The sequence below is a fragment of the Pseudomonas sp. 29 genome, assembly GCF_002754355.1.
Lineage (GTDB): Bacteria > Pseudomonadota > Gammaproteobacteria > Pseudomonadales > Pseudomonadaceae > Aquipseudomonas > Aquipseudomonas neuropathica.
Genome location: NZ_PEEY01000001.1, coordinates 279,979 through 305,867 on the forward strand (window position 1 = coordinate 279,979; position 25,889 = coordinate 305,867).

Here is a 25,889-nt window from a genome sequence, read left to right on the forward strand (position 1 = left end):
GCATTCCCACGCAGAGTGTGGGAACGATCAAACGACACAAATCCCCTGTGGGAGCGAGCCTGCTCCGGGCGGCGTTCCGACGAATGCGGTGGGTCATTCAGCACTGCATTGCCAGGACGACCCCATTCGCGAGCAGGCTCGCTCCCACAAAAAATCGATATTCAGTCCAAACGCGGCACGGTGAAGCGGAACTCGCTGCCCTGCCCCGGTTCGCTCTCGGCGAAGATCCGCCCGCCATGAGCTTCGACGATACCTTGGGTGATGTACAAGCCCAGACCGGTGCCGGTCGGATTGCCCTCTTTCACCGTCCAGTAACGGTCAAAGACGTGCGGCAGATGTTCCTTGGGAATGCCCTCGCCGCTGTCGCGCACGGTGAAAACGATATCATCGCCGACCGACGTGGCATGCACGCCCACCGTGCCCAGGCGCGGGGTGAACTTGATCGCGTTGCCGACCAGATTGGACAGCACCTGAAACAGCCGCTCGGGGTCAGCATGGATACGCAGATCGGGGTCAGCGGCGAAGGAAATGCTGATGTCCTTGTCCAGCGCCAGCGGCGCGAGCAACGCCTGCGCCTCCTCGAACATCTGCCCGACGTCGAGTTTCTGCGGGGTGATGGAGTAACGCCCGGCGTCGATTTTCGAGGTATCGAGCAAGTCCTCCAACAGCGTGTTCATGCGCCCGGCGGCCTGCTGCATGGTGTCGATCGCCGTGGAGATCCTGCGCGAAGTGTGCGGGCCGTCGGAGCTGAAAGCCTTCTGCATCATGCCGCAGAGCATCGAGATCACGGTCATCGGGTTACGCAGATCGTGCGACACCACCGCCACCAGCTCATCGCGGGCGCGCACCGCTTCCTGCTCACGGCGCACCTGGCGTGCCAGATCGTTTTCCAGTGCCGAACGGCGCAGATCATTGGCGGCGAAAAGATCACCGTGGCTCCACTTGGTGGAGATCCCGGCCATCTCGACCTTCCAGATTTCGAACGAGGTGCGCGGGCGCAAGCGCAGGCCGGCGTCGGAGTTTTCCAGGTCCAGCGGCTTGCGCGGATCGCCGCTCCAATTGATGTTTTCCTTGACCTCCGGACGGAACCAGAACACACCGTTGTCCACCGGTTTCGGCAAGCTCATGGCGAGCACGCCGCTGGCCACCTGTTGATACTGCGCGGCCGGCGGGTAGACGCTGGCCAGGTGATGACTGGCAAACACTGGCTCGCCGCTGTCCTGCAGCCACTTGTGCAAGGCGCGAATGTCTTCCGGTTCCGGGCAGTTGCCGTAACGGTGCAGTTGTTTGTCTTCGATGATCGCGATGCCGCCGGCATTGGTCAGCGCCATCAACGTCTGCGGTTGATTGGCCAAGCCGTCGAAGACGTTCTGAGGCGAATCGATCATTGCCTGATTGAGCAGCGCCAAGGCTTCGACTTTTTCTTCACGCTGACGGCTGATCTCCAGTGCTTCCATGGCGCTGATCTGCAGCGACAGTACCTGGCCGATGGTCTGACACGCCGCACGCAATTCGTGCGGCACGTGCAGTGGCTGACGATTGCCGCAGCTGATAAGGCCCCAAAGCTTGTCACCCTTGAGCAGGGAAATGCTCATCGACGACAACACGCCCATGTTTTTCATGTACTGGCAGTGGATCGGCGACACACTGCGCAGGGTGGCAAAACTCAGGTCCAGCGGCGTGTTCGTGTCCGGGCGCAACTTCGGCACCAGCGGCACCGGTTGGTAGTCGGCATTGGGGATGATCCGCAGCCAGTTGGTGCGATACAGCTCGCGCGCCTGTTCGGGAATGTCCGACGCCGGGAAAAACAGGCCATTGAACACTTCCATCGACGGGTCGGAGGCTTCGGCGATCACCTGACCGTGGCCCTCCTCCTCAAAACGATAGATCAACACCCGGTCGTAACCGGTCATAGCCTGAATTTCCTTGACGCTGATGTCATACAGCGCCTGCAACGTGGTGGCCCCTTGCAGACGCTGGAGCATGCGCCCCAGATGCGTTTGATTGCCGGCGATATTGCGCGGCTGGAAATTTTCCACGTGGACTTCCAGCTCCAGAATCAGCACACCTTGATGACGGTGCAGCAAACCCTCGAATGCCGTGCCGTTGAGCCTGAAGCGCAGCGGCTGCACACCGGACAGCGACGGTTGCAGTAAAGCTTCGCGCACTTGCGCCGCTTCGGCGTCGCCGATCAGGCTTTCCAGTGGCTGGCCGATCAGGCTTTGCGGCACCCGGGCCAGCAGGCTTTCGACGTTGGCGCTGACCTGAATGATCGCCAATGCAGGTTCGCTCAGGGTCAACAGCAAACCGTGGGGCTGGATCGCACCAGGGAAACGAATGGGCTCGTCGGCACAGTTGGCCAGCAGTTCTTCAAAGTCTTGTTTGTCTTGCGGGTTCATGCCAGTACCTCCCGGCTTTCGAGCCAGCGCTCGAAACAGCTGAATGTGGTTTGTGCGGCGGTGACGACAGCGCCGCGCTCGGCGGCGCTCATTGGCCGACTGCCGAGGTATTCGATAAAGTCACGCCAGCGCCGGCCCGTGGCGGCGCCGTAGATATCGAGAAAAGCCGCGCCGTTATCGGCTTCCAGGCCTAACCGCGTCGAGATTTCCCGGCGCAGAATCTGCCCGCCCAGCGTCGCCCCCTCGAGGACGTAGAGCACGCCAAGGCAGGCAGCGCTTGAGTCGATGCCCGGCAACTGCTCGCACTGCGGCAGGTTTTGCAGCACTTCGGCAGATACGCCCAGCGCGTGCAGATCAGTGCGCAAGGTTAGCGCTTTGAGTCGAGGCGTCAGATCAAAATCGGCAGGAATTGCATCACTGCGGAGCAAGGCGTTTTCCAGCGGCAGATAGAAGCCGTAATAAGCCTGCATCAACCGCACAAAAGCCTGGGTATCGAGGGTATCGGAGAAAAAAGGAAGGCGTTTTTCCAGTGCGATGTGCAGTTCGGCAGTGCCGGCTCGCAGATCTTGCAGCACCGGTGGCACATAAACTTCACGGGCCTTTGCTTGCATGTAGATCGCTCTTGGTGGGGCCGCCGGGGGCCAAACGGGGTGAATGCAACGTCGGTGAAATTTTACACGGCTATCGCGGTTTCTGACCGGCCGGATAGATATTTCTGCCGAAACCATCACCCTCTGAGTCTTTCAGAGTGAAGGCATCTGCAAAAAGTTCGACCGCGTTGCCCAACGGCGCCGGGCGCTGTACCGCGACAGCGCCGCGTGACTGTATGGGTCTGAGCGCCCGGAGGCTGTGCTAAAAATATCGCTCTCGTTTCTGGAGTGCCGTCATGGATCTCGCCACGCTCATCCTGTTTCTCCCGGCCTGCTTCGCCCTGAACATGGCCCCCGGGCCAAACAATCTGCTGTCGGTCAGCAACGCCACGCGTTATGGCTTTCGCCGTGCCTGCACGGCGGGTATCGGGCGGATTCTGGCGTTCGCCGGGATGATCGCACTGGCCGGTGCCGGTCTCTCAGTGGTGTTGCAGACTTCGGAATGGTTGTTCCATGCGATCAAGATCGTCGGCGCGGCGTATCTGTTGTACCTGGCCTGGCAGTTGTGGCGGGCCAATCCCGAGGCCGAGCAGCAAGTAACAGGCGGGACCGTTGGCTTCTTTGCTTTAGCACGACAGGAGTTTCTGGTGGCGGCGGGCAATCCGAAGGCGATTTTGCTGTTCACCGCGTTTCTGCCGCAATTCGTCGACCCGGCGCGCCCGGTGGCGGCGCAATTCGCCGTACTCGGCGTGCTGTTCCTTTTATTGGAGTGGATCGCCATCAGCGCCTACGCGTGGATGGGCCTGCACATGCGCCGCTGGTTCGCCGAGCCGCGCGGCAAACGGATCTTCAATCGTTGCTGCGCAGGCCTGCTGTCGGCAGCGGCTTCGGTGCTGTTGCTGGCCAAACGCGCTTAAGCCTCGGACGGGCCTTTGAGCTCGACCTGATTGCCGTCCGGGTCGAAGCAGTACAGCGACAGCCCTTTGCCCTCGGCGCCGAAGCGTGACTCGGCTTTGGCCACGCTCAAGCCGAAGGATTGCAAGTGCGCGCGCAGTACTTCTTCGTCGAACGGCTCGATGCGCAGGCAGAAGTGATCGACGTTACGCCGTTCGCTGCCGGCCGCCCCGCCGCCCTTGCGGCCGAGTTCGCCTTGCAGGTCGACGAGGTCGATCATCGAGGTGCCGGCGCGCAGGTGTATCAGGCCCAACGGTTCGTTGCGCTTGACCACTTCGGCGCCGAACACCTGGCCGTAGAAGTCGATGCTGCGTTGCAGGTCGGCGACGCGCAAGACGATGTGATCAATGTGTTGGATGGAAAACGGATGCATCGGGCACACCTCAACAAACGGTAGGAGCTGCCGATAGCGGCGATCTGGGATTTTGGGACGCGGAGCGTCCCGGGCTGCATTCCCACGCAGAGCGTGGGAGCGATCAAGATCGCAGCCTGCGGCAGCTCCTACACGGTAGTTCAGGGGATTTGAAAATTCACTGTCGATTTTTCGGTGGAGCCATCGAGAATCTGGTTTTACTCTCGAACCATGAACATACAAACCGCTGTCCTGCCGCCCCACGCCGAGATGGTTCGCGCCATGCTCGAACGCGACACTGCCTACGAGGGCGTGTTCTTCACGGCCGTGAAAACCACCGGGATCTTCTGCCGCCCCAGTTGCACGGCGCGCAAACCGAAACCGGAGAACGTCGAGTTCTTCGCCCACGCCGACGACTGCCTGTCGGCGGGCTATCGCGCCTGCCTGCGCTGCAAACCACTGGATGCCGCAGCCATCGCCCCGGACTGGGTGCAACGGCTGCTCAACGCCGTGGACGCCGATCCGGAGGTGCGCTGGAGCGACGCACAATTGCTCGCTGAAGGCATCGAGCCGCTGAAGCTGCGGCGCTGGTTCAAGCAGCATTTCGGCATGACCTTCCATGCGTGGCTGCGTACGCGCCGCTTGGGCATGGCGCTGGGCGGGATCAAGCAAGGCATCTCGATTGATCACGCCGCGTTTGATTCGGGTTATGAATCGCTCAGCGGTTTTCGCGATGCCTTTCAGAAGTCCTTCCACATCACCCCCGGTCGCGCCGAACACAGCGAGCCGCTGCTGTTCACCCGGTTGACCACGCCGCTGGGGCCGATGATCGCCATGGCCGAACGCCGCGGCCTGGTGTTGCTGGAATTTCTTGATCGCCCGGCGCTGACCCGCGAAGTCGAAGAACTGCAACACCGCTACGGCTATGCGGTCGCGCCGGGGCACAACGCGCATTTGCAGCAGATCGAGGCGCAACTGGCGCAGTATTTCGCCGGCCAGCTGAATACCTTTACCGTGCCATTGCACCTGCCCGGCAGCGAGTTCGCCCGGCAGGTCTGGTCGGCGCTGCTGCAAATCCCTTACGGCCACACCAGCACCTACGGCGCCATCGCCGCCGGTTTGGGCAAACCCGGCGCCAGTCGCGCGGTCGGCCTGGCCAACGGGCACAATCGGCTGTCGATTGTGGTGCCTTGTCATCGCGTGATCGGCGCGGATGGCTCGCTGACCGGCTATGGTGGTGGGCAGCCGCGCAAAGCGTTTCTGCTGCGACTGGAAAACGCCGCAGTGCAGCTCACCCAACAACTGGCATTCTGACGAATCGAATGAACTGACAAGAAGGATTTTTGATGAACGCGCTCGCTACGCAGTTTCACCAGTTGCACCAGCAAGGCCTGTTGATGCTGACCAATGTCGGCGACGCCACCGGTGCGCGACTGGTCGAGCACCTGGGCGGTAAAGCCGTGGCCACCAGCAGTGCGGCGGTGGCCTGGGCCCACGGTTATCCGGACGGCAACGCTCTGCCGCTCGAACGGCTGGTATCGACCGTGGAATCGATCGCCCGGGTGATCAGCGTGCCGTTGACTGTGGACGTTGAAGCCGGTTACTCCGATGACCTCGGACGCGTGGCCGAAGTGCTGGATGCGGTGATCGCGGCGGGTGCCGTCGGAATCAATATCGAGGACGGTTCTGCGGATCCCGAGTTGCTCGCGCGCAAGATCGAAGTGGCGCGACGGGTGGCCAACAAGCGCGAAGTGCAGCTATTCATCAATGCGCGCACTGACGTTTATCTGAAAAGCCTTGTGCCGGCCGAGGATCGCGTCGCCGAAACTCTGCACCGCGCGGCGCTCTATCAAGCGGCCGGAGCGGATGGGTTGTTCGCGGCGGGCGTGACGTCGGCCTATGAAATCGAGGCCATCTGCAAAGGCTCTGCGCTGCCAGTCAACGTGCTTGGTTTCGCTTGCCTGCCTTCGCCCGAAGAACTGCAAGCACTGGGCGTACGCCGCTTGAGCGCCGGCTCCGGCATCGCTGAATTCCTCTATGGCGCGATGGGCGGGCTGGTGAAAAGCTTTCTGGCCAGCGGCAAACTCGACAGCCATGACCTCAAGGCGTTCACCTACGGCGAAGTCAACGGCTTGCTGAAATAAATGGCTGACGACTATCAAGCGGCCAGCGTGTTTCTCGCCGCGCTTGATCCGGACTGGCAGCGCCATGTTGCAGCGGTCGGCCCGTGCCTGCATCAGCCGCATCCGGCGCGTGATCCGTACGAGTCATTGGTGCGGGCGATTGCTTATCAGCAGCTGCATGCCAAGGCCGGGGATGCGATTGTCGGGCGCCTGTTGGGATTGTTTCCCGGTCAGACGTTTCCTCGTCCCGAGCAGATTCTGGCGACGGAGTTTGATCGCATGCGCGGTTGCGGGTTTTCGGCGAGCAAGATTGCGACGATTCAGGGGATTGCTCAGGCGACGCTGGATGGCGTGGTGCCGGATTACGCCACGGCGTTGGCGATGGATGACGAGGCACTGACCGAACGTTTGGTCAGTTTGCGCGGGGTCGGTCGCTGGACGGTGGAGATGTTGCTGATTTACAGCCTGGAACGCATGGATATTTTGCCGGCGGATGACTTTGGTGTGCGTGAGGGTTATCGGCGCTTGAAGGGGTTGGAGGTGCAGCCGACGCGCAGGCAGATGGTCGAGATTGGTTTGGCGTGGAGCCCGTATCGGACGGTGGCGGCTTGGTATTTGTGGCGGGTGCCTAAACCGTTGCCCTCACCCTAGCCCTCTCCCAGAGGTAGAGGGGACTGATTGGGGGAGATTGGAGATCTACACCGACCTGAAATAACGTCTGTGAATCCATGATTGCCAAGACTTTTCAAACCCATAATCGACCGCCCTCACCCTAGCCCTCCCGAAACGTCGGACCGCCCGTAGGGAGAGGGGACTGATTGGGGGAGATTGGGGATTTACGCCGACTTGAAATAACGCCTGTGAATCCATGACCGTCAGGACTTAAATCCATAATCAACTCGGGTTTTCAGGTCGATGTTTAACGCAAGACACCTCGGTCGGCCCCCTCTCCCTATGGGAGAGGGCTGGGGTGAGGGTCAGCTTTTCACAGCCCGGACTTCAATCGGCTGAACGCCCGAATCAAAGCCCGATTGAACGCTTTGCCATTGTCATTCTTGCTGTACAGCGAAGCCCTGACCTGCGCGGACGGATACGTCCCCGGATCATTGCGAATCGATGCATCGACCAAACCATCCGCCGCCGTGATCGCATTGGCGTAATGAATGGTGTCAGTGATCGGCGCAATCACCTGCGGCGTCATCAAATAATCCATCAACGCCAACCCGGCCTGTGGATGCGGCGCGTCCTTGGGCACGACCATGGCATCAAACCAGATCAACGTACCCTCCTTCGGAATCCGGTAACTCAGCGTGAACGGTTTCTTCGCCGCCTCAGCCTGCCCCGCCGCGATCGCCACATTGCCATTCCACGACATCGCCACGCAGGTGTTGCCGTTGGCCAGATCGCTGATATTCAGGTCGTTATCGAAGTAACGAATGTACGGCCGGATCTTCGCCAGTTGCTGCTCAGCGAGCTTCAAGTCATCAAGATTTTGCCGATTGATGTCCAGCCCCATGTACTTCATGACGGCGGCAAATACTTCGTTGGGATCGTTGAGCAGACTCACCCCGCAGTCAGCGAATTTCGAAACTACTGCCGGATCGAACAACATCGCCCAACTGTCCGTCGGCGCATCCGGCAAACGCTGCTTGATCGCCTGTTCCTGATAGCCCACACCGGTGGTGCCCCAGGCGTAAATCCCGGCATAGCGATTACCCGGATCGAACACCGCCATGTGCTGGCGAAACTCCTCGCCAACCCCGGCAAAGTGCGGCACCCGGGCCTTGTCGAGCGGCTGGATCGCGCCGCTTTCGATGGCCCGCGACAGATACTGGCCGGCGGTCAGCACCAGGTCGTATCCACTGCGCCCGGTCAGCAATTTGGTCTCGACGGTTTCCAGCGAATCGAAGTGATCGGCGACCACATGAATACCGGTCTTCGCCTCGAAATTCTTCAGCGTATCCGGCGCCAGGTACTCGCCCCAGATGTACAGATTGACCACCGGTTTCGCGGTGTCAGCGGCCTGCACACATAGGGGTGCAAGCACCAGCAATAACGCTTGAGTCAGTTTGTGCAGGCCCATGATTAGACTCCTTTGCCGGCGTATTGCGGCATGGTGATGCACGCAACGTTGCCGCCGCCAAGGAGGATTTCCCGGGAGTTTTCGATGCCGACGATCTTGTGCTGCGGGAACAGTTCGGCCAGCGTCGCCATGGCAACCTTGTCGTTACGATCACCGAACAGCGGCACCACGATCGAGCTGTTGCCTGCGTAGTAGTTGATGTACGACGCGCAGATTTTCGTGCCGGCCTGACGGGTGTGAGTGCTGTCCTGCTGATCAAGGCCTTCGGCTTCTTCGGCGGTCCACTCGAGCACATCCGGTTGCGGCAATTTGTGCACGATCAGCTCACGACCACGGCTGTCGCGGGTGCTGCGCAGGATGTCGAAGGCCTCTTGGTAGATTTCCCACTGCGGATCGTCGCGGTTATCGGTCCATTGCAGCACCACTTCGCCGGGACGGACGAAACAGGCGAGGTCATCGACATGGCCATCGGTTTCGTCGAACTTGCAGCCGCGTGGCAGCCAGATCACTTGTTCGGCACCGAGGTAATCGGTCAGGCGCCGGGTCACTTCGTCCTTGCCCAGATGCTGGTTGCGATTGCGGTTGAGCAAGCATTGTTCGGTGGTGAGGATGCTGCCCTGGCCATCGCTCTGGATGCCGCCCAGTTCGGCAATCAATGGCACGCGGTAGCGGTCGAAACGCTCGATCTCGAGGATTTTGCTGGCGATCTGATCGTCCTTGTCCCACGGGTAATAGAGACCACCGTCGAGGCCGCCATAGGCGTTGAACTCGAAGTCGACGCCGCGCACTTCACCGCTCTGGTCGTTGACCACAAAGCACGGGCCGCTGTCGCGAAACCAAGTGTCATTGCAGGTCATCTCGACCACGCGCACCTGCGGTGGCAACTGCCGGCGGGCCGTGGCGAATTGCGCGGCGGAGGCACAGACGGTGACCGGCTCGCTGTGGGAGATCGCGGTGACGATTTGCACCCAGACTTTCTGCGCCGGTTTTGCGCCGTTGCGCCAGACGTCGGTGCGCTCCGGCCAGCCCAGCCAGCAGCCGGATTTGGCTTCGAATTCGCCGGGCAGACGAAAGCCGTCGTGTTTGGGGGTGGAGTCGAGCAAACGTGCCATGGTCAAACCTCGTCTTCGCGATGGGATTGGAATGACCACAGGCTAAGGGCGCGCGCACTGCGCCTGCCAACGATGATTATTACGGAACAGTTGAATTCAACTCATCAATCGGCCAGTTGATCGTTGAACCATTCGAGCATCTGCGCCACCGCCGGACGCTCTAGCCGCAGCCGCTCGCAGACCAACGCATATTGGCCGAGCGCGGTCATGCTCGATGCGAAGGGACGCACCAGTCGACCACTTTGCAGATCTTCCTGCGCCGTGAGGTTGTCGCCCATGGCCACACCCTGCCCTTGCGCCGCTGCTTCCAGCGCCAACCCGGCGTGGGCGAAATACAACTGACGCTGCGGGCGTAGATCGCCGGCGTGGCTGGTCAGCCAAGCGGTCCAGGTCTTGCCGTCCTGATCGTCGTGCAACAGGCAGTGGCGGGCCAGATCCTTCGGGGTTTTCAAAGTGCCCTGGTTGAACAGGCCGGGGCTGCACACCGGGAAGAACTGCAAGGCTGGCAGCGGCCGAACGAAGTAAGCACTGCTGTCCACCGGGCCGGTGCCGTAGGTGATCGCCAGGTCGATGTCTTCGCCGGGCGCCGTGGCATCGATCGGTTGTTCGTAGAGGTGCAGGGTGATGTGCGGATAGCGCGCGTAGAAATCGGTGAGACGACTCATCAGCCACTTCTGCGCGAGTTCGGCAGTGACGGCCAGTCTGAGCACGGCCAGTGAGGACGGATCGCGCAACTCATCGCAGGCATCGCCAATCAGTTCGAAGGCCTGTTGCAGGCTTTGCATCAGGCGGCCGGCGGCGATGGTCGGGCGGATTTGTCGACCTTCGCGGATGAACAGCGAGACGCCGAGTTGCTCTTCGAGCTGGCGGATCTGATGGCTGACGGCGCTGTCGGTGACGCACAGTTCGGCGGCTGCACGGCCGAAATGCGCGTGGCGGGCGGCGCATTCGAAGGTGCGCAGGGCGGCCAGAGAGGGAAGTCGTCGCATGGGGGTGGTCCGTTTTTTTGGTCATGCTGACTGGGCTTTGGGGGCGCGTCCAGCCTTGTCACCCTCACCCCAGCCCTCTCCCGGAGGGAGAGGGAGCTGACCGAGGTGTCTTACGTCATCCATCGACCTGAAAAATCCAGTCGATTATGGATTCAACAAAACAGGTTCACGTCAGCGTACCTCTTCAATATCCCACGGTCAGTCCCCTCTCCCTCTGGGCGGTCCGACGTTTCGGGAGGGTTAGGGTGAGGGGCTTTTGACTGTATCGCTCTGTATACCCCGAAGCCGCAGACACACCAAAAGCACAATCCCCCACCCCGCCGACACATCCCCGATACACCCCAACGCTGAAATACCCCGGTCGATTTCACTCAACTCACCGGAGCTGCATCATGACTGCCACCCTTTCAACCGCCGTCAAAACCCTGCACCTGAACCTCGACCGCGCCGGCACCTGGCTCGCCCCTATGACGCTGCGCCTGTTCATCGCCTGGGAATTCTTCGAGTCCGGGCTGGAGAAATTCAACGGGCAGAACTGGTTCGAAGACATTCAGGAGCGATTCCCCTTCCCCTTCGACCAACTGCCGGCAACGTTGAACTGGGAACTGTCGATGTGGGCGGAACTGATCTGCGCACTGGCGATTCTGCTTGGCTTCGGCACGCGAATTTCGGCGGTTTCGCTGATCGTGGTCACCGTCGTCGCGACCGCCGCCGTGCACTGGCCCGCGGACTGGTCGTCACTGAGCGAGCTGGCGCAGGGGTATGCGATCACTAACAAAGGCTTCGGCAACTTCAAGCTGCCGGCAATTTACCTGGCGGCGCTACTGCCACTGGTGTTCGCCGGGGCTGGCAAGTTGAGTGTCGATGCGTGGCTGGCGCGGGTGTTCTGGAACCGAAGCACCCGCTGAGGCTCAATGCGCTCGATCAAGCCCCACCAGCAATGCGCTGTCGCGACTGTAGATGTCCGGTGAGTAACGCACGCGGCCACTGCTGTCGACCTGTGCCGTCCAGTAAGTCATCAGGATCGGCACCGGTTCCGACAAGCGAAATTCGTGGGTGGTGCCGGTAGCAAGCAAGGTTTCGGTGCGGGCCTTTTCCGCCGGGGTGAGCAGCAGATCACGCAGTTGCATTGGGTGCTCGACCCGCACGCAGCCGGAGCTGAAGGCGCGCGGACCTTTTTCGAACAGCGCCTTACTTGGTGTGTCGTGCAGGTACACCGAGAACGGGTTGGGGAAGCGGATGACCATTTGCCCCAACGGATTACGCGGTCCGGCGTCCTGACGCAGCATGATGTTGCCGGGGTTATCCCAATCGATCTCCGCCGCCGCCAGCGGCTGCCCGTTGGCGTCGAGCACTTGCAGGTTCTGCCGGCTGAGGAAGGTCTGGTCCTTGCGGATTTCCGGCAGCTTGTCTTCTTTCCAGATGGTCGGCGGCACGGTCCACGTCGGGTTCAGGGTCAGGCGTGTCACCCGCGATTTCAGCAGCGGTGTCTGGCGTTCGGCGCGGCCGACCTGAGTGCGCGTTTGCCACACCGGAACACCGCCCTGATACAGCGTCAGCTCGGCAGCGGCGACGTTGACCAGCAAGCCATTGGGCTCCAGATCCTGGGCCATCCAGCGGAAACGCTCGAGGTTGACCCGCAGTTGTTCGCGGCGGCTCAGCGGACTGATGTTGAGTTCGGCAATCGTTCCCGGCCCGACTACACCGTCAGCCTGCAGCGAGTGGTTGGCCTGAAAACTCTTCACCGCGTCGACCAGCACGCCGTCATAAGCATTGCCGGGCGTACCAATGATCTGAGTCAGATAACCTTCGTTGTAAAGACGCTGGGCCAGTTCCGGCACGCGTTTGTCTTCCATGGCCGGGCGCAACAGCGGCCCGCTGCCCACCGACTGCCATTGCGGCAAGGCTTTAAGCCGTTGCGCGGCGTAGAGCTGACGCAGGTCCTGATATTGCGCCAGACGCGGCCGGGCCAGATCGAACGCGGCGGGAATGTCGTGCATGCCCGGTACCGCGATGGCCAACAATTCCGCCTGACGGTCGCGTGGGGTGGCGTCGGCATGCCACAGCGGTTCGAAGTGCGATTGCAACAGGCTTCCGTAATGCAGATCCTGCAGGGCCTGGAGGTAGTTGCGGCTGATGTCGATGTCGGCACACAACTCGCCATCCTGAGGCGCCGTGGTTGCGACCGGATAGCGTTTTGGATTGAGACCATCATCGGCCAACAGCTGCAATTGCGCCTGCAAGGCCGGCAATCGTGCCGAGTCACCGGCCCACACCGGCATCCAGTCCTGCTGCTGGTAGAAGGCCTGCAATTGCGTCAGCGCCGGGCCATTGAGATGCGCGGCAATCGCCGGGCATGACTGCGCCAGACTGATCAAAACCGCCTGCAACGGACTTTGCGGCTCGACCGGCATTTCTGCCGGTGGCGTCGGCAGTGTTTCCAGCGGCGGCAGCGGTTCATCGGCACAAGCGACAAACGGCGCAGCGAGCAAACAAATGCTCAAGTAGCATGCGTACTTTTTGAACAACTGCTTTACTCCAATCCATGGCCGTCTAGATGATGGCCAACCTTACATCAGGTGCGCTGAACAGTCAGGCTCGATCAACGGGCTTGCCGGTATTGACTGGGAGTCAGGAGCCAAAGTGCCAAATAAGTAGCAAGTGAGGACACTTTATAAAATGTTGACGTTTTTGCGCCGACTGCTGTTGACCACCGCGACCCTTGTCGCCGTGTCCAGTCCCGTTTTTGCCGCCGGCAAACCATCGCCGGTTCTCTACACCAGCCTCGCGCACGCCGCGCCAGAACTCAATCCCCAGGCGCTGAAAGGTGCCCTGAACGCCATGCAATGCGCGGTCAACAGCGGTGCGAAACCGTCGCGTCACCTGGCGATCATCGACTATTCGCAGCCGTCCACCGAACGCCGTCTGTGGATCTTCGACCTCAACAAAAAGAAACTGGTGCTGCGTGACCTGGTTGCTCATGGTTCCAACTCCGGGGAAAACTTCGCTACGCAGTTTTCCAATGTCGAAGGCAGTTACCAGTCGAGCCTTGGCCTGTTCCGCACGCAGGAAAGCTACAGTGGCACCCACGGTTATTCGCTGCGCATGGACGGTCTGGAGCCGGGTTTCAATGACATGGCCCGCGATCGCGCGATCGTCATTCACGCCGCCAGTTATGTGAATCCGTTGTGGAGCAAGAAACAGGGACGCATCGGCCGCAGCCAAGGCTGCCCGGCAGTGCGGCCGCAGATTGCCAAGCAAGTGATTGATCGCCTGAAGAATGGCCAGTTCATGTTTTCGTGGTACCCGGATCAGCGCTGGCTGAAGTCGTCGCCGTACCTGAACTGCCAGCCGCAGCAGGTGGCGAGCATCCTCAACACCCACGCGAGCTGACGGCCACCACAAATCCCCTGTAGGAGCGAGCCTGCTCGCGATAGCGGTGTGTCAGTCTCTGAAGATATTGGCTGTGCCGGCCCCTTCGCGAGCAAGCTCGCTCCCACATTTGATCTCGGTTCGGTTGAAGATCTCTGATCAACTCGATTCCCTGTGGGAGCGAGCCTGCTCGCGAAAGCGGTGTGTCAGTCTCTGGAGATATTGGCTGTGCCGGCCCCTTCGCGAGCAAGCTCGCTCCCACATTTGATCTCGGTTCGGTTGAAGATCTCTGATCAACTCGATTCCCTGTGGGAGCGAGCTTGCTCGCGATAGCGGAGTGTCAGTCTCTGAAGATATTGGCTGTGCCGGCCCCTTCGCGAGCAGGCTCGCTCCCACATTTGATCTCGGTTCGGTTGAAGATCTCTGATCAACTCGATTCCCTGTGGGAGCGAGCTTGCTCGCGAAAGCGGAGTGTCAGTCTCTGGAAATATTGGCTGTGCCGACCTCTTCGCGAGCAGGCTCGCTCCCACATTTGATCTCGGTTCGGTTGAAGATCTCTGATCAACTCGATTCCCTGTGGGAGCGAGCCTGCTCGCGAAAGCGGTGTGTCAGTCTCTGGAGATATTGGCTGTGCCGACCTCTTCGCGAGCAGGCTCGCTCCCACATTTGATCTCGGTTCGGTTGAAGATCTCTGATCAACTCGATTCCCTGTGGGAGCGAGCCTGCTCGCGAAAGCGGAGTGTCAGTCTCTGGAAATATTGGCTGTGCCGGCCCCTTCGCGAGCAAGCTCGCTCCCACATTTGATCTCGGATCGGTTGAAGATCTCTGATCAACTCGATTCCCTGTGGGAGCGAGCTTGCTCGCGAAAGCGGAGTGTCAGTCTCTGGAAATATTGGCTGTGCCGGCCCCTTCGCGAGCAGGCTCGCTCCCACATTTGATCTCGGTTCGGTTGAAGATCTCTGATCAACTCGATTCCCTGTGGGAGCGAGCCTGCTCGCGAAAGCGGAGTGTCAGTCTCTGAAGATATTGGCTGTGCCGCCCCCTTCGCGAGCAGGCTCGCTCCCACATTTGATCTCGGTTCGGTTGAAGATCTCTGATCAACTCGATTCCCTGTGGGAGCGAGCTTGCTCGCGAAAACGGAGTGTCAGTCTCTGGAAATATTGGCTGTGCCGGCCCCTTCGCGAGCAGGCTCGCTCCCACATTTGATCTCGGTTCGGTTGAAGATCTCTGATCAACTCGATTCCCTGTGGGAGCGAGCCTGCTCGCGAAAGCGGTGTGTCAGTCTCTGAAGATATTGGCTGTGCCGGCCCCTTCGCGAGCAAGCTCGCTCCCACATTTGATCTCGGTTCGGTCGAAGATCTCTGATCAACTCGATCACCTGTGGGAGCGAGCTTGCTCGCGAAAGCGGAGTGTCAGTCTCTGAAGATATTGGCTGTGCCGGCCCCTTCGCGAGCAGGCTCGCTCCCACATTTGATCTCGGTTCGGTCGAAGATCTCTGATCAACTCGATTCCCTGTGGGAGCGAGCTTGCTCGCGAAAGCGGAGTGTCAGTCTCTGGAAATATTGGCTGTGCCGGCCCCTTCGCGAGCAGGCTCACTCCCACATTTGATCTCGGTTCGGCCGAAGATCTCTGATCAACTCGATTCCCTGTGGGAGCGAGCCTGCTCGCGAAAGCGGAGTGTCAGTCTCTGAAGATATTGGCTGTGCCGACCTCTTCGCGAGCAGGCTTGCTCCTACAGTTGAACTGCGCTCGGCTGATGATCAAAGCCATAGCCATCAATGCCACCGCGACGCCAAAAGTGATGTGCAAACCGCTGGCAATCGATGTTGCCGGCGCCTGCGTCGGATCGCCCGCCGCCAGCGCAAACACTGCGCCCATCACCGCCGCCCCAGTGATCAACCCCAGATTACGTGCCAGTCCGAGCATCGCCGAAACCACACCGCGTTGCTCCTGACGAACTCCGGCCATCAACCCGGTGTTGTTCGCCGCCTGAAACAGCGCATAGCCGACGGCGACCACTGCAATCGGCAGCAAATAGGCGGGCAACCCCAGACTCATCGGCAACAGCGCCAACAAGCCACAACCGCAGGCCATGGCGAGCAACGCGCCCGGCACGATGCGCCGCGCGCCGAAGCGGTCCACCAGACGCCCGGCCGGCACACCGCCAAACGCAGACAACAACGGCCCGACCGATAACGCCAAGCCGACCACGGCACTGCTGAGGCCCAATCCGCGACTCAGGTAAAACGGTCCCACCACCAGCGTGGTCATCATCACGGTCGTCACCAGCAAGGTCAGCGCCAGGCTGCTGCTCAATCGCCGGTCAGCGAACAGTGACAAGCGAATCAGCGGCGCCTTGGCCTTCTTCTCGGTCATGAAGAACAAGCCAGCGCCACCCAGGCTGGCCAGCAGCAACGGCAACATGAAACCGTCGAGCGTCATTGCCAGCGCATAGGCCGCCAGCGTGAAGACCAGCACCGCGCTGCCAGAATAATCGAACGTCATTCGCGGCCCAGCTGCGCGATCCGCCGGCAGAAAGCGATACACCAGCCAGACATTGAGCAAACCCAGCGGCACGTTGAGCAGGAAAATCGCCTGCCAGCCGACATGCGTCATCAACAACCCACCCAGCGACGGCCCAAGACTGGTGCCCGTCGCCGACATCGTCGCCAGCAAGCCCATCGCACTACCAGCCCGTGTCTTCGGCACCGCATCGGCCACCAACGCCACTGTCAAAGCGAACATGATCGCCGCGCCGACGCCTTGCACCGCCCGTGCGCCGATCAGCCAACCCAGTCCGGGAGCCAGCGCACAGGCCAACGAAGCGCTGGTGAAAATGCCGATCCCGATCAACAGCAGTCGACGTCGACCAAAACCATCGCCCAGACGCCCGACGCTGACGATCAACGTGGTGATCGCCAACAGGTAAGCGAGCACGATCCATTGCACCTGTTGAAACGTCGCCTCGAACGCCGCCGCCAGAATCGGCAGCCCGGCGTTGGCGATGCTGGTGTCCAGGGAAGGCATCAACATCGACAAGGCCAGACTGGTCAGCGCCCAGCGGGCGGGAGTGCTCAGAGGTTCTTGGGGCATGGCAGGCTCACAGCGCAAAGGTGATGCGTCATAGCCTGAGCCTCGACAACACACGGCGCAAGACGCATGCTTTGCACTCAATACCTGCATGGAACGCCATGTCATGACCACCCCGGATCTGAACCTGCTGATCACCCTCGACGTGTTACTGCGTGAAGGCAGCGTCGCCCGCGCCGCCAAATGCCTGCGGTTGAGCCCGTCGGCCATGAGTCGCGCCCTCGCCCGTTTGCGCGAAACCACCGGGGATCCCTTGCTGGTGCGAGCAGGTCGTGGCCTGGTGCCGACACCGCGTGCACTCGAATTGCGCGAGCGGGTCAGTCATCTGGTGCAGGAAGCCGAGGCGGTTTTACGCCCTGCTGAGGTGCTCGACCCGAGCCGCTTGCAACGCACCTTCACCCTGCGCAACACCGACGGCTTTGTTGAAACCTTCGCCGCCGCCCTGCTCGCACGCATCGCTGAAGAAGCGCCGGATGTACGCCTGCGCTTTGTGCAGAAAGCCGACAAGGACAGCACGCCGCTGCGCGAAGGCCGCGTCGATCTGGAAACCGGCGTGGTCGATGACAGCACCGACCCGACACTGCACAGCCGCATCCTGTTTCAGGATCAATGGATTGGTGTGGTGCGTGAGGGGCATCCTTTGAGCACGGGAAAAATCACTAGCAAGCGCTTTGCCGGCGGCGAGCACATTCTCATTTCACGACGCGGGCGCAGCAGTGGCCCGGTCGACGAAGCGTTACTTGCGCTAGGGCTGACACGGGACATCGTCACCTCATTCGGTGGATTCTCGGCGGCGCTGACGCTGGTGCGTGAGTCAGACCTGATCGCCACAGTCCCGCAGCGTCATACCAGCAAACTGCGCACAGGCCTGCACAGTTTCGCCCTGCCCTTCGCGATGCCGGACATCAGTGTGTCGATGCTCTGGCACCCGCGCATGGACGCTGACCCGGCGCATCGCTGGTTGCGTGATTGTGTGCGGCAGGTCTGCGCCTAACGCGCGTCACCACCGGCAGGTTTGTAGAAGAGAAATTTTTTCGTTTCCGCGGTCTTGCGATATTCCTTGGCCCAGCTCGGATGCACATTGCGGTCGTGGAAATACAGCGCGCCGTTGGTGCGATCCTTGAGCTGGCGGTTCAGCGCTTTGCGGGCGATATCCTTGGCCAGCGTGTATTCGGCATCTTCCTTGACCTGATCCGGACGCCCGTCGCACCACCAGGAAAACTGGCAGCTCTTGGTTTCCGAGCCTTGTTTGACGACAGCGCAGACCGTGTCGGGGAAACCTTCGTGGCCGAGGCGATTCATCACCACACTGGCCACCGCTTCCATTTCCGGCGTGTCTTTGCCTTTGGCTTCCCAATAGATACTGCGCGCCAGGCAAGTGATCGGATCGTCCAGCGGCGCAGCGCCGGCCGGGTCGACCGCTTGCACTTCGGTCGGGGTGATGGCTTCGGCTTTCGGTGCCGGTGCGGCGCTGACCTTGTCCGCCGCTTTCTCTTCCAGCACTTGGGCTTTTTCTTCAGCCTTCGCTTTGATCGGGGCCTGATCGGTGGCCCATGCAGAGCCTGCCAACAGGGTGAATACGAGACAACCCGCCCAGCCTTTCAATCCCATGTCTGTTCTTCCGGCAGCGCCCGAGTCGGGCAAGGTGTTACGTCGGGGAGACACCCGTATCCCGGGGTCTTCGGTGAGTGTAGACGGCAAACCCAGAGACAAAGTTGCGCAGAAAAACCGCTGAATGAAGAAAAAAGACATTGCACTCACAGGGTGCCTTTCGCGCATCATGGGCGCATTCAGCTCAAGGGAGATTTCCATGCGCTTCATGCCGTTCGTTTTGCGTCTTGCCGCTTTGTCCGTGGGCGTTATGTCTGCCATTCCCGCGCTGGCTGGCGATGAGTCGCAATTGATCGAGTCGATCAACAGCTACCGCAGCCAGCCGCAGCGTTGCGGGTCGCAGGCATCGAATGAACTGCCACCGCTGTCGGCTGATCCCCGGCTGAGATTACGCGCCACCGGTGCTGTCGATCTGCAACAAGCCATGGCCAGCGCCAGTTACCCGATGGTCAATGTGCAGGCAATCACGCTTAACGGCCCGCGCGATGCGGCGTCGGCGATGAAGGCGATTCAGGAAAGTTTCTGTCAGGTGGTGCTTGATCCGCAGTTCGTCGATGTCGGTGTCAGCCGCGATGATCGTGACTGGCGCATCGTGTTGGCGCGGCCGCTGCTGTCGGCCAAACTGGGGGATGCGCAAAGTGAGGGGCAGAAGTTGCTTAGTGAACTCAACGCCGCGCGCAGCCAGGCACGTCAGTGTGGCGGTCAGGCATTCGCCGCTGCCGCACCGCTGGCCTGGAACGCGACGCTGGGCACGATCGCCCAGGATCACAGCCGCGACATGGCCAATAACAATTATTTTGACCACAAGGACCGCGACGGCCGCACCCCGGGCGATCGCGCGGAACTCGCCGGTTACAGCGGGCAACAGGTCGGCGAAAACATCGCCGCCGGCCAAGACACCGTGCACAAAGTCGTCGAAGGCTGGCTCGCCAGTCCCGGCCACTGCGCCAACCTGATGAACCCGCAATACCAGGAACTCGGCGCCGCCTACGCGACCGACCCGAAAAGCAGCGCCGGCATCTACTGGACCGCGATGTTCGGCGCCCAATAAGCCGCTCTCAAGTTCACCCCCCCCCCTGTGGGAGCGAGCTTGCTCGCGAAGAGGCCAGTACATTCAACATCAACGTTGTCTGACCTGACGCCTTCGCGAGCAAGCTCGCTCCCACAGTGATCGGTGCAATCCCCGTCATTCTCGGCCAACACAGCTCCCTCAGTGCCAAGCGGTGTATCCATGATCTGCGATACTCAAAAATCGGGTCATCGATGGCGTCAATCGATCAGTCACTAACAGTGATTGGACGCCATGGAACGCTGCCCATAACCTACGTTGCCCCCACTCTTTCCACAGCGGTTTTCATTCCTGCGAGGCTTCCTTGTCAGAGCGTGTCTTGATCGATGGTTACAACCGCCGCGTCGACTACCTGCGCATGTCAGTGACCGACCGCTGCGACTTCCGCTGCGTCTATTGCATGGCCGAAGACATGCAGTTTCTGCCACGCCAACAAGTGCTGACGCTGGAAGAGATCTATCAACTGGCGCAGAGCTTCGTTGCCCTCGGCACACGCAAGATTCGTCTCACGGGTGGTGAGCCGCTGATCCGTCCGGGCGTGGTCAAGCTGTGCGAGCAGATCGCCGCCCTGCCCGGCCTGCGCGAGTTGTGCATGACCACCAACGGTTCACAACTGGGCAGACTCGCCGCGCCGCTGTTCGACGCCGGGGTCAAACGCCTGAACATCAGCCTCGACAGCCTCGATCCGCAGCGCTTTAAACAGATGACCCGCACGGGCGATCTGGCGCAGGTGATCAACGGCATCGATGCCGCGCGCAAGGCCGGTTTTACCCGCACTAAACTCAACGTCGTGGTGATGCAGGGCCGTAACGATGAGGAGATCAACGATCTGGTCAGCTTCGCGATCGACCGTCAACTCGACGTCTCTTTCATCGAAGAGATGCCGCTGGGGATCATCAGTGAACACAGCCGCGCCGAGTCATTTTTCTCCAGCGCACAGGTGCGCGAAAAGATCGCCGAGCGCTATACCCTGATTGACTCTGCCGAGTCGACGCAAGGCCCGTCACGCTACTGGCGGCTGGCCGAGGCGCCGGAGATTCGTCTGGGCTTTATCTCGCCGCACAGCCACAACTTTTGTGGCACCTGCAACCGCGTACGGCTCACCGTTGAAGGGCGCCTGCTACTGTGTCTGGGTAACGAGCATTCGGTGGATCTGAAAGCGGTGCTGCGTGCGCATCCGGGGCAACCGCAGCGGCTGGAAAAAGCCATCGTCGAGGCGATGAAACTCAAGCCGTATCGACATAATTTCGAAGTGAACGATGATGTTCAGGTCGTGCGCTTCATGAACATGACCGGCGGCTGATCCCGCCAGTTTCATCGGTTATCGGAACCGCAAAGCATGATCATCAGACCCAAGGTCAACCAGTTCGCCATTCTTTTCACCCTCAAAGGCTCAATTGCCAAGCGCATCGCCCTGCGCACGTTGATGGTCACCCTGCTCGCCTCGGCCATCGTGCTGGTGGAAATCCTCCATCCGAGCAACTTCACCAAGGTCAACGCCACGCCGTTTACCTTGCTCGGTTTGTCGCTGTCGATCTTCATGAGTTTTCGCAACAACGCCTGCTATGACCGCTGGTATGAAGCCCGTAAAGCCTGGGGCGAGGTGATCGTGCACATTCGCTCGGTGATTCGCGAAACCCATGTGATTCGTGAATCGGCTGAGCGCAAGCCGTTGTTGCTCAACCTGTGCGGCTTTGCCCATGCGTTGAACGCGCGCTTGCGCAAGGAAAGTGAAGCGGACGCCAGTAGCCAATGGATCATGCCGAAACCTGATCCGCAGACGCCGGATTACAGCGGGCGCATTTTGCAAACGGTCGGCCAGCAGTGTTCCGATCTGCATCAGAACGGTGAGCTGACTGAATGGCGCTACATGCTATTGGCCAATCACCTGACCAGCCTGACCCAGGCGCAAGCGGTGTGCGAAAGGATCAAGACCACGCCGCTGCCGTTTCCTTACACGCTGTTGTTGCACCGGACGATTTATCTCTTCTGCATCCTGCTGCCGTTTGCCATGGCTGAACCGCTGGGCTGGCTGACGCCGCTGTTCACGGCGATTGTCAGCTACACGTTCTTTGGCCTGGATGCGATAGCCGATGAACTGGAAGACCCGTTCGGCCGCGACGAAAACGACCTGCCGACCGATGCGCTGGTGCGCACCATCGAGCGCGACATCCTCGCCGAGCTTGGCGCAGAGGTGCCGCCAGCGTTGAAGCCTGTGGACTATGTGCTGAGCTGATCCTTAGCTCTGCAGACACCTCAAAACCCTGTGGGAGCGAGCTTGCTCGCGAAGAGGCCGTATCAGCCAACATCAATGTCGACTGACACTCCGCCTTCGCGAGCAAGCTCGCTCCCACAGGTTTTGCGTACACCACGAATATTGATGACCACCACAAAACCAATGTGGGAGCGAGCCTGCTCGCGAAGAGGCCGTATCAGCCAACATCAATGTCGACTGACACTCCGCCTTCGCGAGCAAGCTCGCTCACACAGGTTTTGCGTATACCACGGATATTGATGAGCGCCATAAAACCAATGTGGGAGCGAGCTTGCTCGCGAAGAGGCCGTATCAGCCAACATCAATGTCGACTGACACTCCGCCTTCGCGAGCAGGCTCGCTCCCACAGGTTTTGCGTACACCGCGAATATTGATGACCACCACAAAACCAATGTGGGAGCGAGCTTGCTCGCGAAGAGGCCGTATCAGCCAACATCAATGTCGACTGACACTCCGCCTTCGCGAGCAAGCTCGCTCCCACAGGTTTTGCGTACACCGCGGATATTGTTGAGCACCACAAAACCATTGTAGGCCTTCGCCTGCTCGCGATAGCGGTTGACCAGCCAACGCAGATGTTGACTGTGCCACCGCCTTCGCGAGCAGGCTCGCTCCCACAGTTTGATTGGTGGTGAGGTCAGAACAGTTCGTTGAAGGGGATGAAACGCAGCGGGTCGCCGAGGTTGTGCGTGCTGTTCTCGGGGATTTCCACCAGGCCGTCGGCCCAGGTTGCGCCGAGCAGGACGCCGGAGCTTTGATTCGGATAAAGCACCGCACGCCCCGCCTCCAGCTTCACCCGCAGGTATTCACGGCGGCCGCCAGCCTTGTGCCAATCGAAGCCCGCGCTGACCGTAAAACTCAGCGGCATGACATCTTCCACGCCTTGAATGCGCAGCAGATACGGCCGCGCCAACAAGCCAAACGTCACCAGTGCTGAGGTCGGATTACCCGGCAGGCCAATCACCGGCACCGTGCCGAAATGGCCCACGGTCAGCGGTTTGCCAGGCTTGATCGCGAGTTTCCACAACAGCGGTTTGCCGTTGTCGCGCAGCACCTGCCCGAGGCAATCGGCATCGCCGGCAGACACCCCGCCCGTGGTCAGAATCAGGTCGGTCGCCACTTGCAATTGCTCAAGTTTGAGCCGCGTCTGCGCCGGGCGATCCGGGAGGATGCCGGCGTCGATCACTTCGCAGCCCAGCTCACGCAACCAGTGGCCGAGCAATACGCGGTTGCTGTTGTAGATGCTGCCGGGGCGCAACGGCTGACCCGGTTCGACCAGTTCGTCACCGGTCGATAGCAGCGCCACACGCGGGCGACGCACCACGTGCAGGTGCGCCAGCCCTTGCCCGGCGGCGACCGCCAGTTCGAACGGTCCAAGGCGCTTGCCGGCGCGCAGCAGGATGTCGCCGACGCGATTTTCCTGACCTTGCGCGCGGATGTTCTGCCCCGACTTCAGCGGCTGCAAGAAGCGCACGCGGCCGTCCTCCAGCACTTCGACGTTCTCCTGCATTTCGACGCAGGTGGCGCCGGGCGGCAGCGGTGCGCCGGTAAAAATCCGTGCGCAGGTGCCGGGCAGCAACGTGTCCGGCGTCAGCCCGGCGTAAACCCTCTGCGAGACCTTCAGCGGCTGTCGGTGCAGATCGGCGAGATTGAGCGCGTAACCATCCATGGCGCTGTTCGGCCACGGCGGCAAGTCGAGTGTCGCCAGCAGATCACTGGCCAGCACCCGCCCACGCGCATCGTCAAGCGCCAGCAGTTCGCTGTCGGCCAGACGTTGCTCATTGGCCATGCCGAGCAATTGGTCGAGGGCGTCCTCGACCGGCATCAACGGTGCCTTGCTCATCCGCGTGGCCCACAGGCTTGCACGGCTTTCAGGTGCGGGACGAAGTTGCACGGGCGATGACGGTTATCGAGTTGCTCGGCAAGAATGCCTTCCCACGCGGTGCGGCAAGCGCCAGTCGAACCCGGCAGGCAGCACACCAGCGTACCGTTCGACAGCCCGGCCAGCGCACGGCTTTGCACGGTGGAGGTGCCGATATCCAGAATCGAAATCGCCCGGAACAGTTCGCCGAAGCCGTCGATGTGTTTATCGAACAGACAGGCCACCGCTTCCGGCGTGCTGTCGCGACCGGTAAATCCGGTGCCACCGGTGATCAGCACGACCTGAATACCTTCGTCGGCGATCCACTGGGCGACCTGCGCGCGAATCTTGTACAGATCATCCTTGAGCAAGTTGCGCTCGCTCAAGGTGTGCCCGGCTTCCAGCAAACGACTGACCAGCAACTGGCCGGAGGTATCGCTGGCGTAATCGCGAGTATCGCTGACCGTCAGCACGGCAATATTCAGGGGGACAAACAGGGCATCGGCTTTGGCGCTCATGGCAGTTCTCCGGCAGCAGTCAATCAACATTGCCGAGCAGCCTAAGTGCCACTTATGAGTACTGTCTAATCACTCTGGCCAACCACATTATCGACCGCCTCTATCGGTGCCTTTCACGTTGTTCCGTGCCAGTAAAACCGAGCCTGATAGAGCTGATCGATAGTCCTTCAAGCACTTCTGATTGGACGAACAACCGTTCAGATGAGATCGTCGCAACCTGCGCTTTTCGTGCGCCCCGCGCATCTGCGTCACTACTCAATCAGAAAGTCCCCCTCAAGCAGGTGCCATCGTGGACATCAAACAACTCAAGTTCCTGATCGCGCTGGACGAAACCCGCCACTTCGGCCAGGCCGCCGCACGCTGCCACATCACCCAGCCGACGTTGTCGATGCGCCTGCGCAATCTGGAAGACGAGCTGGATCTGGTGCTGGTCAACCGTGGCCAGCGTTTTGAAGGTTTCACCCAGGCCGGCGAGCGCGTATTGGCGTGGGCGCGCACCTTGCTCGCGGCCCATGACGGTTTGTTCGCCGAAGCGGCGGCGTGTCGCGGGCAACTGGTGGGTAGTCTGCGTTTGGGTCTGGTGCCGCTGAGCAGCTTCAACCCGGTTAATTACATTCAGGGTTTGTCAGGAACTTATCCAGAGTTGAAGTTCAGTCTTTCGTCGCTCAGTTCTGATGAGATCATCGCCCGGCTGGGCAACAATCAGCTCGATTTGGGCGTTTGCTATCTCGACCACGTCAACCCGAGCTATTTCGAATTTTTCGAGATCGGCGAAACCCGCGTCGGTCTGCTCTACGACAACCGCCACTTCCAGTTCGAAGGCTCGGAAATGAGCTGGGAAGACGCCGCCGAACTGCCGCTGGGGATGATCACCGCCGGCATGCATTACCGTAAATCCATCGACTTGAGCTTCCGCAGCCGTGGCCTCAGCCCGCAGCCGATCATGGAAAGCGACTCAACCTATCAGCTATTGCAGGCGATTCACCAAGGCTTCTGCTGCGCGATCATGCCGCTGGACAGTGGCCTGGAAGAGCCGATCGAACACCTGTCGTTCATGCAATTGCCCGATGCCAGTGTGTTGGCGCCGCTGGGCCTGGTGATGCGCAAGACCGAACCGCGCTCGGCGATTGCCGAGAAGTGTTTTGCCGAGGCGCGGAAGTTGTTTGGGTGTGGCGTTGCGCTGGAGTATGGCGCATGCCTGAAAAGCAAAAGCCCCTCACCCTAGCCCTCTCCCCGAGGGAGAGGGGACTGATTGGGGGATATTGCAGAAGTACTCCGACCTGAAGGAATTGTGGTGAATCCATAATCGATGGGATCTTTCAGATCGATGGACGATGCCAGACGCCTGCGCCAGCCCCTGCGGCTGGTAACCAAATCCATAATCGACTCGATCTTCCAGGTCGATGGATAACACCAGACACCGCGGTCGGCCCCCTCTCCCTCTGGGAGAGGGCTGGGGTGAGGGTTGAAAGTCTGATTAGATAGCCACTCCGC

The 25,889-nt window shown here is 60.6% G+C and carries 22 protein-coding genes; 11 read left to right on the top strand and 11 right to left on the bottom strand.

Translation table 11 applies throughout. The features are described from left to right. Positions 1–161: 161 nt before the first annotated feature. Positions 162–2,399, bottom strand: coding sequence for an ATP-binding protein (locus CLU80_RS01160; RefSeq protein WP_099756525.1), 2,238 nt, complete (start codon positions 2,397–2,399; stop codon positions 162–164). Continuing rightward, the gene (locus tag CLU80_RS01165; protein ID WP_099756526.1) at positions 2,396–3,010 is read right to left on the bottom strand and encodes a biliverdin-producing heme oxygenase; all 615 of its coding nucleotides are present in this window, start codon (positions 3,008–3,010) and stop codon (positions 2,396–2,398) included. The genes CLU80_RS01160 and CLU80_RS01165 overlap by 4 nt, the downstream gene beginning before the upstream one ends. Positions 3,011–3,285: 275 nt before the next feature. On the opposite strand from CLU80_RS01165, the gene CLU80_RS01170 reads away from it, so the two are divergent. Further along, complete coding sequence (locus tag CLU80_RS01170) at positions 3,286–3,906, top strand: LysE family translocator (protein WP_099756527.1); 621 nt, start codon at positions 3,286–3,288, stop codon at positions 3,904–3,906. Here the strand turns inward: CLU80_RS01170 and CLU80_RS01175 are convergent. Beyond that, a complete protein-coding gene (locus CLU80_RS01175) occupies positions 3,903–4,316 on the bottom strand; it encodes a VOC family protein (protein ID WP_099756528.1) in 414 nt (137 codons plus the stop codon). The two genes, CLU80_RS01170 and CLU80_RS01175, sit on opposite strands and share 4 nt — an antisense overlap. A gap of 210 nt (positions 4,317–4,526) precedes the next feature. On the opposite strand from CLU80_RS01175, the gene CLU80_RS01180 reads away from it, so the two are divergent. The 3 genes from CLU80_RS01180 to CLU80_RS01190 are packed head-to-tail and all read left to right on the top strand — an operon-like array spanning position 4,527 to position 7,069. After that, the gene (locus CLU80_RS01180) at positions 4,527–5,609 is read left to right on the top strand and encodes a bifunctional transcriptional activator/DNA repair enzyme AdaA (protein ID WP_093442572.1); all 1,083 of its coding nucleotides are present in this window, start codon (positions 4,527–4,529) and stop codon (positions 5,607–5,609) included. A 32-nt stretch (positions 5,610–5,641) separates the two neighbouring features. Continuing rightward, positions 5,642–6,439 carry an isocitrate lyase/PEP mutase family protein gene (locus CLU80_RS01185; RefSeq protein ID WP_099756529.1) on the top strand — a complete coding sequence of 266 codons (798 nt, stop codon included), beginning with the start codon at positions 5,642–5,644 and terminating at the stop codon, positions 6,437–6,439. Then, positions 6,440–7,069: a DNA-3-methyladenine glycosylase family protein gene (locus CLU80_RS01190; RefSeq protein WP_099756530.1), complete on the top strand. Its 630-nt coding sequence runs from the start codon at positions 6,440–6,442 to the stop codon at positions 7,067–7,069. 334 nt (positions 7,070–7,403) lie between these two features. Here CLU80_RS01190 and CLU80_RS01195 read toward each other — a convergent pair whose 3' ends face one another. From CLU80_RS01195 to CLU80_RS01205, 3 genes are all read right to left on the bottom strand, one after another. After that, positions 7,404–8,501, bottom strand: coding sequence for an extracellular solute-binding protein (locus CLU80_RS01195; protein WP_099756531.1), 1,098 nt, complete (start codon positions 8,499–8,501; stop codon positions 7,404–7,406). 2 nt (positions 8,502–8,503) lie between these two features. Further along, the gene (gene aguA / locus CLU80_RS01200; RefSeq protein ID WP_099756532.1) at positions 8,504–9,613 is read right to left on the bottom strand and encodes an agmatine deiminase; all 1,110 of its coding nucleotides are present in this window, start codon (positions 9,611–9,613) and stop codon (positions 8,504–8,506) included. Between the two features lie 104 nt (positions 9,614–9,717). Then, the gene (locus CLU80_RS01205; RefSeq protein WP_034155572.1) at positions 9,718–10,602 is read right to left on the bottom strand and encodes a LysR substrate-binding domain-containing protein; all 885 of its coding nucleotides are present in this window, start codon (positions 10,600–10,602) and stop codon (positions 9,718–9,720) included. A gap of 392 nt (positions 10,603–10,994) precedes the next feature. On the opposite strand from CLU80_RS01205, the gene CLU80_RS01210 reads away from it, so the two are divergent. Then, positions 10,995–11,510, top strand: coding sequence for an HvfX family Cu-binding RiPP maturation protein (locus CLU80_RS01210; RefSeq protein WP_099756533.1), 516 nt, complete (start codon positions 10,995–10,997; stop codon positions 11,508–11,510). A 3-nt stretch (positions 11,511–11,513) separates the two neighbouring features. Here CLU80_RS01210 and CLU80_RS01215 read toward each other — a convergent pair whose 3' ends face one another. After that, positions 11,514–13,130, bottom strand: coding sequence for a L,D-transpeptidase family protein (locus CLU80_RS01215; RefSeq protein ID WP_099756534.1), 1,617 nt, complete (start codon positions 13,128–13,130; stop codon positions 11,514–11,516). A 151-nt stretch (positions 13,131–13,281) separates the two neighbouring features. On the opposite strand from CLU80_RS01215, the gene CLU80_RS01220 reads away from it, so the two are divergent. Continuing rightward, positions 13,282–13,995: a murein L,D-transpeptidase catalytic domain family protein gene (locus CLU80_RS01220; protein WP_093442598.1), complete on the top strand. Its 714-nt coding sequence runs from the start codon at positions 13,282–13,284 to the stop codon at positions 13,993–13,995. Between the two features lie 1,659 nt (positions 13,996–15,654). Here CLU80_RS01220 and CLU80_RS01270 read toward each other — a convergent pair. Continuing rightward, complete coding sequence (locus tag CLU80_RS01270; RefSeq protein WP_099756536.1) at positions 15,655–17,067, bottom strand: MFS transporter; 1,413 nt, start codon at positions 17,065–17,067, stop codon at positions 15,655–15,657. Between the two features lie 103 nt (positions 17,068–17,170). On the opposite strand from CLU80_RS01270, the gene CLU80_RS01275 reads away from it, so the two are divergent. Beyond that, positions 17,171–18,058, top strand: a complete 888-nt coding sequence (locus CLU80_RS01275; protein ID WP_099756537.1) for a LysR family transcriptional regulator — start codon at positions 17,171–17,173, stop codon at positions 18,056–18,058. Here the strand turns inward: CLU80_RS01275 and CLU80_RS01280 are convergent. After that, a complete protein-coding gene (locus tag CLU80_RS01280; protein ID WP_034155563.1) occupies positions 18,055–18,675 on the bottom strand; it encodes a cell wall hydrolase in 621 nt (206 codons plus the stop codon). The genes CLU80_RS01275 and CLU80_RS01280 overlap by 4 nt on opposite strands. 199 nt (positions 18,676–18,874) lie before the next feature. Between CLU80_RS01280 and CLU80_RS01285 the strand changes: the two genes are divergently transcribed. The 3 genes from CLU80_RS01285 to CLU80_RS01295 all read left to right on the top strand — a co-directional run bounded on the left by CLU80_RS01285 (position 18,875) and on the right by CLU80_RS01295 (position 21,980). Continuing rightward, the gene (locus CLU80_RS01285) at positions 18,875–19,726 is read left to right on the top strand and encodes a CAP domain-containing protein (RefSeq protein WP_099756538.1); all 852 of its coding nucleotides are present in this window, start codon (positions 18,875–18,877) and stop codon (positions 19,724–19,726) included. 322 nt (positions 19,727–20,048) lie between these two features. Then, complete coding sequence (gene moaA / locus CLU80_RS01290) at positions 20,049–21,047, top strand: GTP 3',8-cyclase MoaA (protein WP_099756539.1); 999 nt, start codon at positions 20,049–20,051, stop codon at positions 21,045–21,047. A gap of 36 nt (positions 21,048–21,083) precedes the next feature. Continuing rightward, positions 21,084–21,980, top strand: a complete 897-nt coding sequence (locus CLU80_RS01295; protein WP_099756540.1) for a bestrophin family protein — start codon at positions 21,084–21,086, stop codon at positions 21,978–21,980. Between the two features lie 673 nt (positions 21,981–22,653). On the opposite strand, the gene CLU80_RS01310 is transcribed toward CLU80_RS01295, so the two are convergent. Both CLU80_RS01310 and moaB read right to left on the bottom strand, forming a co-directional pair. Beyond that, entirely contained in the window at positions 22,654–23,859 is a 1,206-nt protein-coding gene (locus tag CLU80_RS01310) for a molybdopterin molybdotransferase MoeA (protein ID WP_099756541.1), read from the bottom strand. After that, a complete protein-coding gene (gene moaB, locus CLU80_RS01315) occupies positions 23,856–24,395 on the bottom strand; it encodes a molybdenum cofactor biosynthesis protein B (protein ID WP_095047943.1) in 540 nt (179 codons plus the stop codon). Before moaB ends, CLU80_RS01310 begins: the two co-directional genes overlap by 4 nt. A 289-nt stretch (positions 24,396–24,684) precedes the next feature. Between moaB and CLU80_RS01320 the strand changes: the two genes are divergently transcribed. Further along, positions 24,685–25,620 carry a LysR family transcriptional regulator gene (locus CLU80_RS01320; RefSeq protein ID WP_099756542.1) on the top strand — a complete coding sequence of 312 codons (936 nt, stop codon included), beginning with the start codon at positions 24,685–24,687 and terminating at the stop codon, positions 25,618–25,620. Positions 25,621–25,889 lie beyond the last annotated feature (269 nt).

Excerpts from the sequence above, each read along its gene's own strand:
- CLU80_RS01175 (WP_099756528.1), bottom strand. The coding sequence starts at position 4,316 with ATGCATCCGTTTTCCATCCAACACATTGATCACATCGTCTTGCGCGTC.
- CLU80_RS01220 (WP_093442598.1), top strand. The coding sequence starts at position 13,282 with ATGTTGACGTTTTTGCGCCGACTGCTGTTGACCACCGCGACCCTTGTC.
- CLU80_RS01270 (WP_099756536.1), bottom strand. The coding sequence starts at position 17,067 with ATGCCCCAAGAACCTCTGAGCACTCCCGCCCGCTGGGCGCTGACCAGT.
- CLU80_RS01275 (WP_099756537.1), top strand. The coding sequence starts at position 17,171 with ATGACCACCCCGGATCTGAACCTGCTGATCACCCTCGACGTGTTACTG.
- CLU80_RS01205 (WP_034155572.1), bottom strand. The coding sequence starts at position 10,602 with ATGCGACGACTTCCCTCTCTGGCCGCCCTGCGCACCTTCGAATGCGCC.
- CLU80_RS01165 (WP_099756526.1), bottom strand. The coding sequence starts at position 3,010 with ATGCAAGCAAAGGCCCGTGAAGTTTATGTGCCACCGGTGCTGCAAGAT.
- CLU80_RS01170 (WP_099756527.1), top strand. The coding sequence starts at position 3,286 with ATGGATCTCGCCACGCTCATCCTGTTTCTCCCGGCCTGCTTCGCCCTG.
- CLU80_RS01285 (WP_099756538.1), top strand. The coding sequence starts at position 18,875 with ATGCGCTTCATGCCGTTCGTTTTGCGTCTTGCCGCTTTGTCCGTGGGC.
- CLU80_RS01295 (WP_099756540.1), top strand. The coding sequence starts at position 21,084 with ATGATCATCAGACCCAAGGTCAACCAGTTCGCCATTCTTTTCACCCTC.
- moaB (WP_095047943.1), bottom strand. The coding sequence starts at position 24,395 with ATGAGCGCCAAAGCCGATGCCCTGTTTGTCCCCCTGAATATTGCCGTG.
- CLU80_RS01195 (WP_099756531.1), bottom strand. The coding sequence starts at position 8,501 with ATGGGCCTGCACAAACTGACTCAAGCGTTATTGCTGGTGCTTGCACCC.
- CLU80_RS01210 (WP_099756533.1), top strand. The coding sequence starts at position 10,995 with ATGACTGCCACCCTTTCAACCGCCGTCAAAACCCTGCACCTGAACCTC.
- CLU80_RS01310 (WP_099756541.1), bottom strand. The coding sequence starts at position 23,859 with ATGAGCAAGGCACCGTTGATGCCGGTCGAGGACGCCCTCGACCAATTG.
- CLU80_RS01160 (WP_099756525.1), bottom strand. The coding sequence starts at position 2,399 with ATGAACCCGCAAGACAAACAAGACTTTGAAGAACTGCTGGCCAACTGT.
- CLU80_RS01190 (WP_099756530.1), top strand. The coding sequence starts at position 6,440 with ATGGCTGACGACTATCAAGCGGCCAGCGTGTTTCTCGCCGCGCTTGAT.
- CLU80_RS01180 (WP_093442572.1), top strand. The coding sequence starts at position 4,527 with ATGAACATACAAACCGCTGTCCTGCCGCCCCACGCCGAGATGGTTCGC.
- CLU80_RS01185 (WP_099756529.1), top strand. The coding sequence starts at position 5,642 with ATGAACGCGCTCGCTACGCAGTTTCACCAGTTGCACCAGCAAGGCCTG.
- CLU80_RS01280 (WP_034155563.1), bottom strand. The coding sequence starts at position 18,675 with ATGGGATTGAAAGGCTGGGCGGGTTGTCTCGTATTCACCCTGTTGGCA.
- aguA (WP_099756532.1), bottom strand. The coding sequence starts at position 9,613 with ATGGCACGTTTGCTCGACTCCACCCCCAAACACGACGGCTTTCGTCTG.